This is a genomic window from Pseudoxanthomonas sp. PXM04, assembly GCF_014851695.1.
Classification (GTDB): domain Bacteria; phylum Pseudomonadota; class Gammaproteobacteria; order Xanthomonadales; family Xanthomonadaceae; genus Pseudoxanthomonas_A; species Pseudoxanthomonas_A beigongshangi.
In genome coordinates this window covers 839,188-855,857 of sequence record NZ_JACVAG010000001.1, presented here as the reverse complement: position 1 = coordinate 855,857, position 16,670 = coordinate 839,188, and the positions used below count along the sequence as shown (strand labels likewise).

The following is a 16,670-nucleotide window of genomic DNA, read 5'->3' as shown; positions in this document are numbered from 1 at the left end:
GAATCCGGGGAATGGTTTGACGAATCTCCAATCCCGAATCCCCAATCCCGGCGGACGCTTACAGCGTCCGCGCCACCTCGATGCGCTCGAAGCACTCGATCTGGTCGCCCGGCTTGATGTCGTTGTACGCCTTCACGCCGATGCCGCATTCGGTGCCGTTGCGGACTTCGTCCACGTTTTCCTTGAAGCGGCGCAGCGATTCCAGTTCGCCTTCGAAGATGACGGTGCTGTCGCGCAGCACGCGGATCGGCTTGTTGCGCTTGACCACGCCCTCCACGACCATGCAGCCGGCGACCGCGCCGAACTTGGAGCTGCGGAACACGTCGCGGACCTCGGCGGTGCCGATGATCTCTTCGCGGATTTCCTTGCCCAGCAGGCCCGAAGCCACCTGCTTCACCTGATCGATCACGTCATAGATGATCGAGAAGTAGCGCAGGTCGACGCCGTTGGCCTCGATGATGCGGCGTGCGGACGCATCGGCACGCACGTTGAAGCCGATGACCGTCGCCTTGGCGGTGACCGCGGCGTTGGCGTCGGATTCGGTGATGCCACCGACGCCGGCGGTGATCACGTTGATGCGGATCAGCTCGTTGGACAGGCCGACCAGCGACTGCTTCAGCGCTTCCACCGAACCCTGCACGTCGGCCTTGATCACCAGGTTCAGCACCTGCTGGCCTTCGCCCTGGCCCATCTGCGCCAGGATGTCCTCCATGCGGTTGCCGGCCTGCTTGACCAGGCGCGATTCGCGGCGCTTGGCGTCGCGCTGCTGCGCCACGTCCTTGGCCAGGCGCTCGTCCTCGACCACCACGAAATCGTCGCCGGCGTCGGGCACGCCCGACAGGCCCAGCACCTGCACCGGAATCGACGGGCCGGCCGAGGCCGGCTGGCCGCCGGTCTCGTCGAACAGCGCGCGCACGCGGCCGTACTGGATGCCGCACACCAGGTAATCGCCCTTCTTCAGGGTGCCCTGCTGCACCAGCACCGTCGCGACCGGGCCGCGGCCCTTGTCCAGCGAGGATTCGATGACCACGCCGCTGGCGCGGCCGTCCTGCACGGCCTTCAGTTCGAGCACTTCGGCCTGCAGCGAAATCGCGTCCAGCAGTTCGTCGATGCCCTGGCCGGTCTTGGCGGAAATCTCGACCATCTGGGTGTCGCCGCCGAAATCCTCGGCGACCACTTCCTCGGCCAGCAGTTCGTTCTTGACCCGCATCGGATCGGCGTCGGACTTGTCGATCTTGTTGACCGCGACGATCAGCGGCACCTTGGCCGCCTTGGCGTGCTGGATGGCTTCCTTGGTCTGCGGCATGACGCCGTCGTCGGCCGCCACCACCAGTACCACGATGTCGGTCAGCTTGGCGCCGCGGGCACGCATCGCGGTGAACGCGGCGTGGCCGGGGGTATCCAGGAAGCTGATGACGCCCTTCGGCGTTTCCACATGGTACGCACCGATGTGCTGGGTGATGCCGCCGGCTTCGCCGGTGGCGACCTTGGTGCGGCGGATGTAGTCCAGCAGCGAGGTCTTGCCGTGGTCGACGTGGCCCATGATGGTGACCACCGGCGGACGCGAGACCTTGTCGCCCTGGTGCTCCTCGGTGTGGGCCAGCAGTTCGCTCTCGGCGTCGTTGCTCTCGGCGCGGATTGCCTTGTGGCCCAGTTCCTCGGTCACCAGCGCGGCGGTGTCGTGATCGATGGTCTGGGTGATGGTCGCCATCACGCCCATCTTGAACATCGCCTTCACCACGTCGCCGCCCTTCAGGGCCAGTTTCTGCGCCAGGTCGGCCACGGTGATGGTTTCACCGATGGCGACCTCGCGCACGACCGGCGCGGTCGGGCGCTCGAAGCCATGCGCGCCGCCGCCACCGCCACGGCTCTGTTCCATCTGCCGGCGCGGCTTGGGTTTGCCGCGCGAGGTGGTGCGGCGTGCGCGCTCGGCGGCGGACAGGTGCAGCTGGCCGGCGAAGCGGCTGGCCGCGTCGTCGTCCTCGATGCCGCTGACCATCGCGTGCGAGCCGCGGGTCTTGTGCTTGTTCGCCGCCGCGGCGGCGCCGTTGCGGTCGTCGACGCGCGGCGGATCCTTGCGAACCACCTGCTTGGGCACGTGGTGTCCACCGGCACGCGCGGGACGCTCCTCGCCGGAAGTTTCGCCGGCGTTGGCGGCGTTGGCTTCGGCCTCGGCGCGCGCGACGGCTTCGGCGGCCGCGCGGGCGGCTTCCTCTTCCTTGCGCTTGCGCTCGAGTTCCTCGGCACGGCGACGATCGTCCTCGGCCAGGCGTTGCTGTTCCTGCAGGTTGCGCTGCTTGGATTCCTCCAGCTTGCGCAGGATCTCGGCGCGCTCGGGATTGGTCTCCGTCTGCGAGGTGGTCGCGACGACGGGCGCGTCGGCCTCGTTCGGCTTCACGTAGGTGCGCTTCTGGCGCACTTCCACGTTCACCGTGGTCTTGCTGCGGCCGGCGGCGACGGTCACTTCCTGCACCTTGCGGCGATTCAGGGTGATCTTCTTCGGCGCGGCGGTCTCGTCCGCCGGCTTCTCGGTCTTGCCGTGGGTACGGCGCAGGAAGCCGAGCAGCTTCATCTTCTCGGTGCTGGTCACGACCTGGTCGGGACCGCTGAACTTCATGCCGGCCTCGGCCAGCTGTTCCAGCAGTTTCTCGACCGGCGTATTGACCAGTTCAGCCAGCTTGCGGATGGTGGTTTGCTGCGACATTCGGATCCTAGTTTCTTTGTAGCGCCCCTCTGCCGTCAGCGAAGGAGCGCCCCATTTCAAGGTTGGGGATTCTAAGCCCTGCGGGTGCCAGGGCGGTGCTCATCGGTGGATCATTCGCCGCGCTCCAGGCGGGCGATCTCCTCGGCTCGGGCGGCCAGGATCAGCGCCGCGGCGCGTCCCTCGTCCATCCCTTCGATGCCAAATTCCACCACTTCGTCGGCGGCCAGGTCCGACAGGTCCTCGCTGGTACGGACGCCATGCGCGGCCAGCGCGTAGGCGGTTTCCTCGTCCATGCCTTCCAGTGCCAGCAGGTCGTCGGCGGGCTGGTTCTCCTCCAGGCCCTCCTCCTCGGCCAGTGCCTCGTTCAGCAGGGCGTCGCGGGCGCGGGCCCGCAGTTCCTCGACGATGTCCTCGTCGAAGCCTTCCACGGCCAGCAGCTCGCCGACCGGCACGTAGGCGATTTCCTCGACCGTGCTGAAGCCCTCGCTGACCAGGATGGCGGCGATTTCCTCGTCCACCTCCAGCTTGTCCATGAACAGCTGGCGGGCCACGGCCTGCTCGGCCTCGGACTTGGCGGCGACCTGGTCCTGCGTCATGACGTTGAGCTGCCAGCCGGTCAGGCGGCTGGCCAGGCGCACGTTCTGGCCGCCCTTGCCGATGGCCTGGGCCAGCCGGTCCTCGGCCACCGCCAGGTCCATCGAGTGCTTTTCCTCGTCGACGATGATCGACTGCACCTCGGCCGGCGCCATCGCGTTGATGACGAAGGTGGCCGGGTTGTCGTTCCACAGCACGATGTCCACGCGCTCGCCGTTGAGCTCGTTCGACACCGCCTGCACGCGCGAACCGCGCATGCCGATGCAGGCGCCGATGGGATCGGTGCGGCTGTCGTGCGCCAGCACCGCGATCTTGGCGCGGTCGCCCGGATCACGCGCGCAGGCCTTGATCTCGACCAGGCCCTGGCCCACTTCCGGCACTTCCAGCTTGAACAGCTCGATCATGAATTCCGGCGCGGCGCGGCTGATGAACAGCTGCGGGCCGCGGGGCTCGGAACGCACGTCGTACAGGTAACCGCGCACGCGGTCGCCGGCGCGCAGCACGTCGCGCGGGATGCCCTTGTCCTTCGGGATGAAGGCTTCGGCGTTGCCGCCCAGGTCCACGTAGATGTTGCCTCGCTCGGCGCGCTTGACCACGCCGGTGACCAGCTCGCCGACGCGGTCCTTCCACGCATCCACCACCTGCTGGCGCTCGGCTTCGCGCACGCGCTGCACGATCACCTGCTTGGCGGCCTGCGCGGCGATGCGCCCGAAGTCCGGGTTCTCGATCTGTTCCTCGATCCAGTCGCCGACCTCGACGCCCTCGGCTTCGTCCACGGCGTCCATCAGGCGGAGCTGGCGATCCGGCGATTCCATCACCACGTCGTCGGCCACCACTTCCCAGCGGCGGAAGGTTTCGTAGCTGCCGTCCTTGTGATCAATCGAAACGCGCACCGACACGTCCTGATCCAGGTAGCGCTTCTTGGCGGCGGACGCCAGCGCGGCTTCGATGGCATCGAAGATCACCTCGCGCGGCACGCCTTTCTCGTTGGCGACCGCATCCACCACCAGCAAAAGTTCCTTACTCATCAGTTCACTCCGCACGCGGCTTGCGAGCCGCCGGCTTGTTGGGTTGTTGCTTGGATTCCTGCTTCGCCGCGCCCTTCTTGCCGGCTGCGGCTCCGCCAGCGGTACCGGCCTTGCGGCCGCCACCCTTGGGTTTTTCGGGGGCCAGGCCCAGGGCCGCCCAATCGGGGACCAGCCTGGCCTTGTCAATATTATCGAACGCCACGGACAACGCCGCGCCGTCGACGGTGAAAACGATCTGCCCGTCCTCGACCCGGGTGATTTCCCCCTGCAGGCGGCGACGCCCGTCCTGGGGCAGCTTCAGCACCACCTTGGCGCTCTCGCCCTGGTGGCGCGCGAACTGCGCCAGGGTGAACAGGGGCCGGTCGACGCCCGGGGAAGACACTTCCAGGGTGTAGTTGCCGGAAATCGGGTCCTCGACGTCCAGTTGCGCCGATACCTCGCGGCTGACCGCCTCGCAGTCGTCGATGTTGACGAAGCGGCTGTCGCGCTCGGCTTCCTGCACGTCGATGTACAGCCGCACGGTGGCGCCGCCGGGCGCGGGCAGATACTCGATGCCCAGCAGCTCGAGCCCGAGCGCCTGCACGGTGGGGGCCAGGAGTTCCGAGATTTGAGTGGCCTTGTCGCTCACGGAATGACCTTTTTGCCAGGTAAAGTCTGGTTGCAGAAAACGACAAGGGGCCCGGTGGGCCCCTTGTCCGATAACGCTGGATTTCGGTGTGAAAGCGGAAGCATGCGCTTTCACGAGCCCGAGCTTCGGACGTGGAAGTCTTGATGACTTCCGCGACCGCAAAGCTTGGTAGCGGGGGCAGGATTTGAACCTGCGACCTTCGGGTTATGAGCCCGACGAGCTGCCAGACTGCTCCACCCCGCAGCAGAAGCGGAATTATGAAGGCTTCCGTGGATTCTTGCAAGCCTTCCCATCAACAAAAACTATCCGTCGCCCGAAAAACATCGGCCGACGGAGGTGAAACGGTTCAGCCGGCGAACGCCTGCTGGCACCACGCCATGATCGGGTTCCAGAAGATGCCCAGCACCAGCAGCGCCAGCGCGTTCACCCCGAACACCACCGGCACCACCCGGTCCTGGCGCGCCGGCTGGCGCTCGCCCACCGGCTCGTCGAAGTACATGACCTTGATGACGCGCAGGTAGTAGAACGCGCCGATCACCGCGCAGACCACGCCCAGGATCGCCAGCCAGGTGAAACCGCCCTTCAACGCGGCGCCCAGCACCACCAGCTTGGCCCAGAAGCCGAGGAACGGCGGCACGCCGGCCAGCGAGGCCATCACGCACAGCACCAGTCCGGCCTGCCAGGGGTTGCGGGCGTTCAGGCCCTTGAAGTCGTCGATCTTGTCGGCCTCGAAACCCTGCCGCGACAGCACCACGATGGCGCCGAACGCCGCCGCGGACATGAGCGCGTAGCTGATCGCGTAGAACAGCGCCGCCGAGTAGCCGGTCGCGCCGCCGCCGGCGAAGCCGACCAGCAGGAAGCCCACGTGCGAGACGGTGGAGTACGCCAGCATGCGCTTGAGGTTGGTCTGGGCGATGGCGATCAGGTTGCCGATCACCAGCGATGCCGCGGCCAGGCCGGCCAGCAGCCACTGCCACTGTTCGTTGACCGGACCGACGCCGCTTTCCAGCAGGCGGTAGGCCATGCCGAACGCGGCCAGCTTGGGACCGGAGCTGATGAACAGCGTGATCGGGGTCGGCGCGCCCTGGTAGACGTCCGGCAGCCACATGTGGAACGGCGCCGCGCCCAGCTTGAAGGCCACGCCGGCGACCATGAACACCACGCCGGTCAGCAGCAGGGTGCGATCGGTGGCACCCGCGATGGCGGCATGGATGCCGTCCAGGTGGAGCGTGCCGGTGGCGCCGTAGACCAGCGACATGCCGTACAGCAGCAGGCCCGAGGCCAGCGAACCCAGCACGATGTACTTCATCGCCGCTTCCGCCGACAGGCCGTCCTCGCGGTTCAGCGCGACCAGCGCGTACGAGCACAGCGCCAGCAGCTCCAGGCCCAGATAGACCATCACCAGGCTGCCGGCCGACACCATCATCATCATGCCGGCGGTCGCCAGCATCACCAGCACCGGCACTTCGCCCGGATACAGCTTGCGCTCGCGCAGGTACGGCCAGGCGTAGACCAGCGACAGTCCGCTGACCAGCAGGATCGCCAGCTTGGTGACATTGGCCATCACGTCGCGGACGAACATGCCGTTGAACACGGCCCCGCTGCCACCGACGTCGCCGAGGATCATGAAGAACGAGACCGCCAGCGTGGCCAGGGCCAGCAGGTGGGTGATCACCCGCTGGCGGTCACTCAGGAACAGGTCCAGCATCAGCAACGCGAAGGCGCCTGCGATCAGCACGACTTCCGGCAGCAGCGGCAGCAGGTCGGCGGCAGTGGGGAGCATCGACGTGGTCATCATTCTTCCTTACAGCTTGCTGTTGGCGAGCTGCATCGCCAGGTTCGCAATCGACGGTTCCATCAGGTCAACCAGCGGCTTGGGATACACGCCCAGCACCAGCACGCCGATGGCGAACACGCCCAGCACCAGCGCCTCGCGGCCGTTGATGTCCTTGAGCTCGGCCACGTGCGAATTGGCCACTTCGCCGTACATCACCCGCTTGATCAGCCACAGCGTGTAGGCGGCTCCGATGATCAGGGTCAGCGCGGCGAGCAGCGCGATCAGCGGATGCTTCTGGAAGCTGGCCACGATCACCATGAACTCGCCGACGAAACCGCTGGTGCCCGGCAGGCCCGAGTTGGCCATGCCGAACAGCACGAAGAACACCGCGAACCAGGGCATCACGTTGGCGACGCCGCCGTAGTCCTTGATCATGCGGGTATGCATGCGGTCGTACAGCACGCCGACGCAGGAGAACATCGCGCCGGAGACGAAGCCGTGCGAAATCATCTGCACCATCGCGCCCTGCAGGCCCAGGCGGGCGCCGTCCAGGTTGCCGTAGTCGCGGACCAGGCCGAAGGCGATGAAGATGCCCAGGGTGACGAAACCCATGTGCGAGACCGACGAATACGCGATCAGCTTCTTCATGTCGTCCTGCACCAGCGCCACCAGGCCGACGTAGACCACGCCGATCAGCGACAGCAGGATCACCAGCCAGGCCCACTCGAAGCCGGCGTCCGGCACGATCGGCAGGGTGAAGCGCAGGAAGCCGTAGCCGCCGATCTTCAGCATGATCGCCGCCAGGATCACCGAACCGGCGGTCGGCGCCTCCACGTGCGCGTCCGGCAACCAGGTATGGACCGGGAACATCGGCACCTTGACCGCGAAGGCGATCAGGAAGGCGAAGAACAGCCAGGTCTGCTCCTTGGCGTTCAGCGGCAGCGTGTACAGGTCCGCCAGCTGGAAGCTGCCGCCCTTCAGGTACAGGTAGATCAGGCCGATCAGCATGAACACCGACCCGAGGAAGGTGTACAGGAAGAACTTGATCGAGGCGTAGATGCGGCGAGGGCCGCCCCACACGCCGATGATCAGGAACATCGGGATCAGCATGCCTTCGAAGAAGACATAGAACAGGATGGCGTCCAGCGCGCAGAACACGCCGATCATCAGGCCTTCCAGGAACAGGAACGCCGCCACGTACTGGCTAACCCGCTTCTCCACCGACGACCACGCGCCGATCAGCGCCAGCACGGTGGTCAGCGTGGTCAGCACGATCAGCGCGACCGAGATGCCGTCGACGCCCAGCGCGTACCAGATGTTGAACGCCGGCACCCACGCACGCTTCTCGGCGAACTGCATGCCGGGATTGGCGAAGTCGAAGCCGGTCAGCAGCGGCAGGCTCGCCAGGAAAGTCAGCAGCGCCACGCCCAATGCCACCCAGCGGGCGGCACTGGCGCGACGGTTGCCCAGGGCGAGGACCAGCGCGCCGCCGAGAATCGGCAGCCAGATCAGAATGCTAAGCAAAGGCCAGTTCGACACGAGTGGTATCCGTTAGTTCAGCGCCAGGGCGGTCATTGCCAGAACCGGATGAGCACGGCCAGCAGTGCAATCAGGCCGAGGATCATCGCGAAGGCGTAGTGGTAGAGGAAACCCGACTGGGTACGGCGCAACAGGTTGGCGGCCAGGTCCACGACGCGGGCGCTGCCGTTGACGGCCACGCCATCGATCAGATGGGTGTCGATCGCACGCGAAGCCTTGCCGAGCTTGATGCCGCCGCCGGCCAGGCCGCCGATCCACAGATGGTCGGCCCAGTACTTCTTGTCCAGGATGTTGGCCAGGAACGCGCCGATCGGGCTGTTGCGCATCCGCTCCGGCACGCTCGGCGGCGCCACGATGTACAGCAGGGTCGCCAGGACGAAGCCGGCCAGGGTCAGCCAGAACGGCGCGGCCTTGATGCCATGCAGGGCGAACTCCCACGGACCGTGGAAGGTTTCCTTCAGCTGGCCCACGGTGTCCGCGGCCGGGTTGATGAAATCGATCGCGCCCAGGAAGAACGGCAGCTGCTCGTGGTGACCGCTCCAGTCGGTGCCGAACAGCATCGGACCGATGGTGAAGTAACCGACCAGGATCGACGGGATCGCCAGCAGGATCAGAGGAACCGTCACCACCCACGGGGATTCGTGCGGTTCGTGCGCGCCGTGGTGGCCGTGATCGTCGCCATGATGATCGTCGTGATGCGCATCGGCATGGTGATCGTCATGGCCGTGATCGGCATGGGCCTCGCGGAAGCGCTCCTTGCCGTGGAAGGTCAGGTACAGCAGGCGGAAGCTGTAGAAGCTGGTGACGAACACGCCCAGCAGCACCGCCCAGTAGCCGTAGTTGGCGACCCATTCGCTGGGGCCGCTGATGCCCTGCGCCATCGTGCCCAGTTCGGCCACCTTGTGCGCGAACTCGCCGGCCTGCTCCTGGTGGTGCTTGGCCGCCTCGATGATGGTGTCCTTGGAATAGAAGCCGGACAGGAACGGCGTGCCCACCAGCGCCAGGGTACCGATCAGGCTGGTGATCCAGGTGATCGGCATGTACTTGCGCAGGCCGCCCATCTTGCGCATGTCCTGCTCGTGGTGCATGCCGATGATGACCGAGCCGGCCGCCAGGAACAGCAGCGCCTTGAAGAAGGCGTGGGTCATCAGGTGGAACACCGCCGCCGAATAGGCCGACACGCCCAGCGCCACGGTCATGTAGCCGAGCTGCGACAGGGTGGAGTAAGCGACCACGCGCTTGATGTCGTTCTGCACGATGCCGATCAGGCCGGTGAAGAACGCGGTGGTGGCGCCGATGAACAGCACGAAGTCCAGCGCGGTCTGCGACAGTTCGAACAGCGGCGACATGCGGGCGACCATGAAGATGCCGGCGGTCACCATCGTCGCCGCGTGGATCAGCGCCGAGATCGGGGTCGGACCCTCCATCGAATCCGGCAGCCATACATGCAGCGGCACCTGCGCCGACTTGCCCATCGCGCCAATGAACAGGCAGATGCAGATCAGGGTGGCCATCGACCAGATCACCGGCTGGTCCAGCACCTGCCAGGTCTGGCCGAACATCGTGATGGCGCCGGACCATACCGGAATCGCCTTGCCCGCCAGCATCGGCGCGTTGGCGAACACGGTGGCGTAGTCCAGGGTGCCGAACATGAACAGAACCGCGGCGATGCCCAGCAGGAAGCCGAAGTCGCCCACGCGGTTGACCAGGAACGCCTTGAGGTTGGCGAAGATCGCCGACGGGCGCTTGAACCAGAAGCCGATCAGCAGGTACGACACCAGGCCCACCGCTTCCCAGCCGAAGAACAGCTGCAGGAAGTTGTTGCTCATCACCAGCATCAGCATGCTGAAGGTGAACAGCGAGATGTAGCTGAAGAAGCGCTGGTAACCCGGATCCTCGGCCATGTAGCCGATGGTGTAGATGTGCACCAGCAGCGAGACGAAGGTGACCACGACCATCATCATCGCGGTCAGCTTGTCGATCATGAAACCGACGTGCGCGCTGTAGTTGCCCACCTCGAAGAAGGTGTAGACGTTCTGGTTGAACGGCGAAGCGCCCTGCCCGACCAGCTGGTACAGCACCCAGCCCGAAAGCGCGCAGCTGACGGCCACGCCCAGGATGGTGACGACGTGCGAGCCGGCACGGCCGACCTGGCGGCCGAACAGCCCGGCGATGATGCTGCCCAGCAGCGGCGCCAGCACGATGGCCAGCAGCACGTTCTTGGAAATAGCGACTTCCAGACCTGTCATGGGTGCATCAGCCTTTGAGCGTGTCGACTTCGGCGACGTTGATCGTGCGCCGGGTGCGGAACAGGGTGACCAGGATCGCCAGGCCGATGGCGGCCTCGGCGGCGGCCACGGTCAGGATGAAGAACACGAAGATCTGGCCGGCGGCGTCGCCCAGTTCGCGGGAGAAGGCGACGAAGTTGATGTTCACCGACAGCAGCATCAGCTCGATGGACATCAGCAGCACGATGACGTTCTTGCGGTTGAGGAAGATGCCGGCCAGGCTGATGCAGAACAGCACCGCGCCCAGCGCCAGCAGATGACCCAGGGTAATCATGCCTTGCCCTCCCCTTCGGCGGCTTCATCGGCGGATGCGCGGACCGGCTTCTCGGCCGCCATCTTGACCATGCGGATGCGATCGCCGGCCTTGACCCGCGACTGCTCGGACGGATCCTGGTGCTTGGCGCCCGCGCGACGGCGCAGGGTCAGCATCACCGCGGCGACCACGGCCACGGTCAGGATCACCGCGGCGAATTCGAACGGCAGCAGGAATTCGGTGAACAGGCTGCGCGCCAGCCAGGCGGTGTTGGACACGTCGGCCGCGGCGGCGGCGGCGTTGTCCGGGAACGCGGCGGCGGTGCGCGCCTTGACCCCGATCAGGGTCAGCATCTGCACCAGCATGGCGACCGCGACCACCACGCCGACCGGAAGGAACTTCACCCAGCCCTCGCGCATCTTGGCGACGTCGATGTCCAGCATCATCACCACGAACAGGAACAGCACCATCACCGCGCCCACGTAGACGAGGATCAGCGCCACGCCGAGGAACTCGGCCCCGACCAGCAACCAGATGCAGGCCACCGAGAAGAAGGTCAGGATGAGGCACAGCACGGCGTGCACCGGGTTGCGCACGCTGATCACCGCGCCGGCGGCGACCGCCGCCATGGCGGCGAAGATCCAGAAAGCGATATTTACCCAATCCATCTCTTGGACCTCAGCGGAATGCGGCGTCGGCGGCGCGACGCTCGGCGATTTCGGCTTCCAGCCGATCGCCCAGCGCCAGCAACTGCGGCTTGGTGACGATGTTCTGGCCGCGCTTGTCGAAGTGGTACTCCAGCACGTGCGTCTCCACGATCGAGTCCACCGGGCAGCTTTCCTCGCAGAAGCCGCAGAAGATGCACTTGAACAGGTCGATGTCGTAGCGGGTGGTGCGGCGGGTGCCGTCCTCGCGCGGGGCCGAGTCGATGGTGATGGCCAGCGCCGGGCAGACCGCCTCGCACAGCTTGCAGGCGATGCAGCGCTCTTCCCCGTTGGGATAGCGGCGCAGCGCGTGCAGGCCGCGGAAGCGCGGCGACTGCGGGAACTTCTCCATCGGATACATCACGGTGTACTTGGGCTTGAACGCGTATTTCAGCGTCAGCCACAGTCCGCCCAGCAACTCGAGCAGCATCAGGCTCTTGAAGTAATGGATGACCTTGTTCATTGCGTCAGACACCCTTCTCGAACACGCCAAAGAACACCATCACCGCCGTCACCGCGATCCACGCGATGGTCAGCGGAATGAACACCTTCCAGCCCAGCCGCATGATCTGGTCGTAGCGGTAGCGCGGGAAGCTCGCGCGGAACCAGATGTAGGCGCTGGCGAAGAACAGCACCTTCAGCAGCAGCCACGGCCAGCCACCGGTCCAGATCCAGTTGACCCAGGGCGACACGTCCGCGGTGATCCAGCCCTGCAGCGGGCTGAGCCAGCCACCCAGGAAGAACAGCGCCACCAGGAAACTGACCAGGATCATGTTGGCGTATTCGGCCAGGAAGAACAGCGCGAACGCCGCGCCCGAATACTCGACCATGTGGCCGGCGACGATTTCCGATTCGCCTTCCACCACGTCGAACGGCGAGCGGTTGGTTTCGGCGACGCCGGACACCCAGTACACGATGAACAGCGGGAACAGCGGCAACCAGAACCATTCGAAGAAGCCATTGTTGCCGGCCTGCGCCATCACGATGTCGCTGAGGTTCAGGCTGCCGGCGGCGATCAGCACGCCGACCAGGGCGAAGCCCATCGCGATTTCGTAGCTGACCACCTGCGCGGCCGAGCGCATCGCGCCCAGGAACGCGTACTTCGAGTTGGAAGCCCAGCCGGCGATGATGATGCCGTACACGCCCAGCGAGGTCATCGCCAGCAGGTACAGCAGGCCCGCGTTGGCGTTGGACAGCACCAGCTTGGCGTCGAACGGCACCACCGCCCAGGCGGCGAACGCCGGCGCCAGCGTGATCAGCGGGGCGATGATGTACATTGCCTTCTGCGCGCTGCTGGGCTGGATGATTTCCTTGAACAGCAGTTTGAACACGTCGGCGAAGGCCTGGAAGATGCCCATGCCCACGTACATCGGTCCGTGGCGGACGTGCATCCAGCCGATCAGCTTGCGTTCCCAGACCACGTAGAAGGCCACCGCGATGATCACCGGCACGGCGATCACCAGGATCTTCAGCACGATCCACAACGCGACACCGATGTCGCCCAGCGCGAAGAACCACTCGCGGAGCGGTCCGACGGCATTGATCAACAGCTCGTTCATGCGCTCACCACCGTGACACGTCCGGCGCCCAGCGGCGCGGTCGCGCCGTAGCCGCTCTCAATCCACGCGCTGCCCTTGGCCACGCGGGCATCCACCACCACCGGCAGGGTCGCGGTGCCGTTGGCCGAACCGACCTTGGCCATCGCGCCTTCGGCCACGCCGCTCGACTGCGCGTCGGCGGGATTCAGCACGATGCGCGCGCCCGTGTTGAGCGGATGCGCCTGCAATGCCTCGGCCCGCCGGACCGTGCCGTCGGTGCGGTAAATCCCCGCGGTGACCGCCAGTTCCAGGCCCTCGCCCTCCGCGGCGGACGCCGCCGAACGCGCGATGGTCACCGGCGCGGTGCCGGCGATGGCGGCGCGCAGCCCGGCCAGATCGGTGAACTCGAACGACGGCAACTGCAATTCGCCGCCGAGCGCGCGCAACACGCGCCAGCCGTCGCGGGCCTCGCCCGGCAGCTTGCCGGCGGCCTGGGTACGCTGGTCGGTGCCATCCAGGTTGGTCAGGGTGGCTTCGATTTCCGGCAGCGCGCCAATCGGCAGGATCACGTCGGCGACGTCGCGGGTCGACTTGCAGGCGAAATGGCTGAACGCCACCACCTTGGCCGACGATAGCGCGCGCGCGGCGGCCGGCGTATCGGCGAAGTCCAGGCCCGGCTCGATGCCATAGATGACGTAGGCCTTGCGCGGCTCGGCGAACATGCCGGCCACGTCGCGGCGCGACGGCAGCACGCCGTGGCGGGCCAGGCCCACCGCGTTGGCGCCCTGCGGGATGCGGCACAACGAGGCGCCGGTGGCGGCGGCGAATTCGCCGGCGGCCTGGCGCAGCGCCGAAGCCTGCGGATGGTTCTCGGCGATGCCGCCGACAATCAGCACGGCATGGTTGCCGGCCTTGGCGGCCTCGCGCAGGGCGGCTTCGTTGAGCGCGCCGGCCAGCTGCGACGGCGGCACGATGTGCTTGCCGGCGATGCCGAACGCGAAGTCGAAGTCGACCGGGTTGACCACGTGCACCCTGGCGCCCTTGCGCTGGGCCTTGCGGATGCGCTGGTGCAGCAGCGGCAACTCGTGGCGGATGTTGGTGCCGAACAGCACGATGACGTCGGCCTTTTCGATATCCGCCATCGGCAGCGCGAACGGTTCGGCCACGGCGCCATCGGAGAAGTCGCGGTTGTTGATGCGGTGATCGACGTTGCCGCTGCCGAGGCCGGCGGCCAGCTTCGCGAGCAATCCACCCTCCTCGTTCGAGGTCGCCGGATGCACCAGCACGCCCAGTTCGTCGCCGGCGTTGCCGCGCAGGATCTCGGCGGCGGCGGCCAGGCCCTCGGACCAGGACACTTCGCGCCACTCACCATTGACCTTCTGCAACGGCTTGACCGCGCGGTCGTCGCTGTACAGACCCTGGTGCGAATAGCGATCACGATCCGACAGCCAGCATTCGTTGACCGCCTCGTTCTCGCGCGGCACGGTGCGCAGCACCTGGCCTCGGCGAGAATGCACGAACAGGTTGGAACCCATCGCGTCGTGGTAACCGACGGATTCGCGCGCAATCAATTCCCACGGACGGGCGCGGAACTGGAACACCTTGTTGGTCAGCGCGCCCACCGGGCAGACGTCGATGACGTTGCCGGAGATTTCGGTGGTCAGCGGCTTGCCGTCATAAGTGCCGATCTGCAGGTTCTCGCCGCGGTACATGCCGCCCAGTTCGTAGGTACCGGCGACATCCGCGGTGAAGCGCACGCAACGCGTGCACTGGATGCAGCGGGTCATCTCGGTGGCGACCAGCGGGCCGATGTCCTCGTCGGGCACCACGCGCTTGCGCTCCTGGAAGCGGCTCACGGAGCGGCCGTAGCCCAGCGACAGATCCTGCAGTTCGCACTCGCCACCCTGATCGCAGATCGGGCAGTCGAGCGGATGGTTGATCAGCAGGAACTCCATCACGTTGCGCTGCGACTTCAGCGCCTTCTCGCTGCGGGTCTGGATCTTCATGCCGTCCATGACCGGCGTGGCGCAGGCCGGCGCCGGCTTGGGCATCTTCTCGACGTCGACCAGGCACATGCGGCAGTTGGCCGCGATCGGCAGCTTCTCGTGGTAGCAGAAGCGCGGAATCGGAATCCCGGCCTTGTCCGCGGCCTGGATGATCATCGAACCCTTCGGCGCGGCCATCTCGACACCGTCGATGAAGACGGTGACGTGGTCGGGCGGGAGGTTCGGGTTGACGGGCTGCGCACTCATGCGGCCACCTTGCCTTCAATGACCGTGCCGGCGCGCTGGTCGTCGACCAGGAAACGCTTGTTGACGATCGCGTACTCGAATTCGTGCCAGAAGTGGCGCAGGAAACCCTGTACCGGCCACGCCGCGGCTTCGCCGAAGGCGCAGATGGTATGGCCCTCGATCTGGCCGGCGGCGGCCTTCAGCATGTGCAGGTCGTCCAGGGTCGCCTTCTGTTCGGCGATGCGGGTCAGCATGCGGTACATCCAGCCGGTGCCTTCGCGGCACGGCGTGCACTGGCCGCAGCTTTCCTTGAAGTAGAAACGCGCGATGCGCTGGCAGGCGCGCACCATGCAGGCAGTCTCGTCCATCACCACGACCGCGCCCGAACCCAGGCCGGAACCCGCCTTCTGGATGCTGTCGTAGTCCATGGTCAGGCCCATCATGGTCTCGCCCGGCAGTACCGGCATCGAGGAACCACCCGGAATCACCGCCTTGATCTTGTGGCCGTTGCGGATGCCGCCGGCCATTTCCAGCAGTTCGGCGAACGGCGTGCCCAGGCGGATCTCGTAGTTGCCAGGACGCGCGACATGGCCGGAGACCGAGAAGATCTTCGGACCGCCGTTGTTGGGCTTGCCCAGGTTGAGGAACCACTCCGCGCCGTTGCGGATGATCGCCGGCACCGAGGCGTAGGTCTCGGTGTTGTTGATGGTGGTCGGCTTGCCGTACAGGCCGAAGTTGGCCGGGAACGGCGGCTTGAAGCGCGGCTGGCCCTTCTTGCCTTCCAGCGACTCCATCAGCGCGGTCTCTTCGCCGCAGATGTAGGCACCCGCGCCGAGCGCGTTGAAGATGTCGATGTCGATGCCGGAGCCCAGGATGTTCTTGCCCAGCCAGCCGTGCTTGTAGGCTTCGGCGGTGGCCTCTTCCAGGTGCTCGAACGGCTCGTGGTGGAACTCGCCGCGCAGGTAGTTGTAGCCCACGGTGGAACCGGTGGCGTAGCAGGCGATCGCCATGCCCTCGATGACCGCGTGCGGGTTGAAGCGCAGGATGTCGCGATCCTTGGCGGTGCCCGGCTCGGACTCGTCGGAGTTGCAGAGGATGTACTTCTGCATGTCGCCCTTGGGCATGAAGCTCCACTTCAGGCCGGTCGGGAAGCCCGCGCCGCCGCGGCCGCGCAGGCCGGACTGCTTGACCATCTCGACCACGTCGGCCGGCGGGATCTTCTCTTCGAGGATCTTGCGCAGCGCGCTGTAGCCGCCGGTCTTCAGGTAGTTCTCGTACGACCACGGCTTGTCGAAATGCAGCGTGGTGTAGACGACCTGGTGCTCCTTCGGCGCCGGGCCCACCGGGCCGTAACCTTCGGATGTGTGCGGATGATGTGCCATGCGC

At 66.2% G+C, this 16,670-nt stretch carries 12 protein-coding genes and 1 tRNA gene; all 13 read right to left on the bottom strand.

Going from position 1 to position 16,670, the window contains the following annotated elements; genetic code table 11:
• Positions 1-58 precede the first annotated feature (58 nt).
• The gene (gene infB / locus IB228_RS04060) at positions 59-2,704 is read right to left on the bottom strand and encodes a translation initiation factor IF-2 (RefSeq protein WP_192197624.1); all 2,646 of its coding nucleotides are present in this window, start codon (positions 2,702-2,704) and stop codon (positions 59-61) included.
• Positions 2,705-2,814: 110 nt separating this feature from the next.
• Positions 2,815-4,326 carry a transcription termination factor NusA gene (nusA, locus tag IB228_RS04055; RefSeq protein ID WP_183642328.1) on the bottom strand — a complete coding sequence of 504 codons (1,512 nt, stop codon included), beginning with the start codon at positions 4,324-4,326 and terminating at the stop codon, positions 2,815-2,817.
• A 4-nt stretch (positions 4,327-4,330) separates the two neighbouring features.
• On the bottom strand, positions 4,331-4,954 hold the full coding sequence (gene rimP / locus IB228_RS04050) for a ribosome maturation factor RimP (protein WP_192197623.1): 624 nt from the start codon (positions 4,952-4,954) through the stop codon (positions 4,331-4,333).
• Positions 4,955-5,120: 166 nt separating this feature from the next.
• A tRNA-Met gene (locus IB228_RS04045) sits at positions 5,121-5,197 on the bottom strand.
• A gap of 103 nt (positions 5,198-5,300) precedes the next feature.
• Positions 5,301-6,752, bottom strand: a complete 1,452-nt coding sequence (gene nuoN / locus IB228_RS04040; protein WP_183642334.1) for an NADH-quinone oxidoreductase subunit NuoN — start codon at positions 6,750-6,752, stop codon at positions 5,301-5,303.
• Between the two features lie 6 nt (positions 6,753-6,758).
• Positions 6,759-8,270 carry an NADH-quinone oxidoreductase subunit M gene (locus IB228_RS04035; RefSeq protein ID WP_183642337.1) on the bottom strand — a complete coding sequence of 504 codons (1,512 nt, stop codon included), beginning with the start codon at positions 8,268-8,270 and terminating at the stop codon, positions 6,759-6,761.
• 32 nt (positions 8,271-8,302) lie between these two features.
• Positions 8,303-10,510: an NADH-quinone oxidoreductase subunit L gene (nuoL, locus tag IB228_RS04030; protein ID WP_192197859.1), complete on the bottom strand. Its 2,208-nt coding sequence runs from the start codon at positions 10,508-10,510 to the stop codon at positions 8,303-8,305.
• A gap of 16 nt (positions 10,511-10,526) precedes the next feature.
• Positions 10,527-10,832, bottom strand: a complete 306-nt coding sequence (nuoK, locus tag IB228_RS04025) for an NADH-quinone oxidoreductase subunit NuoK (protein ID WP_141453291.1) — start codon at positions 10,830-10,832, stop codon at positions 10,527-10,529.
• Positions 10,829-11,479 carry an NADH-quinone oxidoreductase subunit J gene (locus IB228_RS04020; protein ID WP_183642340.1) on the bottom strand — a complete coding sequence of 217 codons (651 nt, stop codon included), beginning with the start codon at positions 11,477-11,479 and terminating at the stop codon, positions 10,829-10,831. Before IB228_RS04020 ends, nuoK begins: the two co-directional genes overlap by 4 nt.
• Before the next feature lie 10 nt (positions 11,480-11,489).
• On the bottom strand, positions 11,490-11,978 hold the full coding sequence (nuoI, locus tag IB228_RS04015) for an NADH-quinone oxidoreductase subunit NuoI (RefSeq protein ID WP_183642343.1): 489 nt from the start codon (positions 11,976-11,978) through the stop codon (positions 11,490-11,492).
• A 4-nt stretch (positions 11,979-11,982) separates the two neighbouring features.
• On the bottom strand, positions 11,983-13,074 hold the full coding sequence (gene nuoH, locus IB228_RS04010; protein ID WP_183642346.1) for an NADH-quinone oxidoreductase subunit NuoH: 1,092 nt from the start codon (positions 13,072-13,074) through the stop codon (positions 11,983-11,985).
• Positions 13,071-15,305 (bottom strand): NADH-quinone oxidoreductase subunit NuoG, encoded by a 2,235-nt coding sequence (gene nuoG, locus IB228_RS04005; RefSeq protein WP_192197622.1) that lies wholly within the window; start codon positions 15,303-15,305, stop codon positions 13,071-13,073. Before nuoG ends, nuoH begins: the two co-directional genes overlap by 4 nt.
• Positions 15,302-16,666 (bottom strand): NADH-quinone oxidoreductase subunit NuoF, encoded by a 1,365-nt coding sequence (nuoF, locus tag IB228_RS04000; protein ID WP_141453296.1) that lies wholly within the window; start codon positions 16,664-16,666, stop codon positions 15,302-15,304. The genes nuoG and nuoF overlap by 4 nt, the downstream gene beginning before the upstream one ends.
• Between the last annotated feature and the right edge of the window lie 4 nt (positions 16,667-16,670).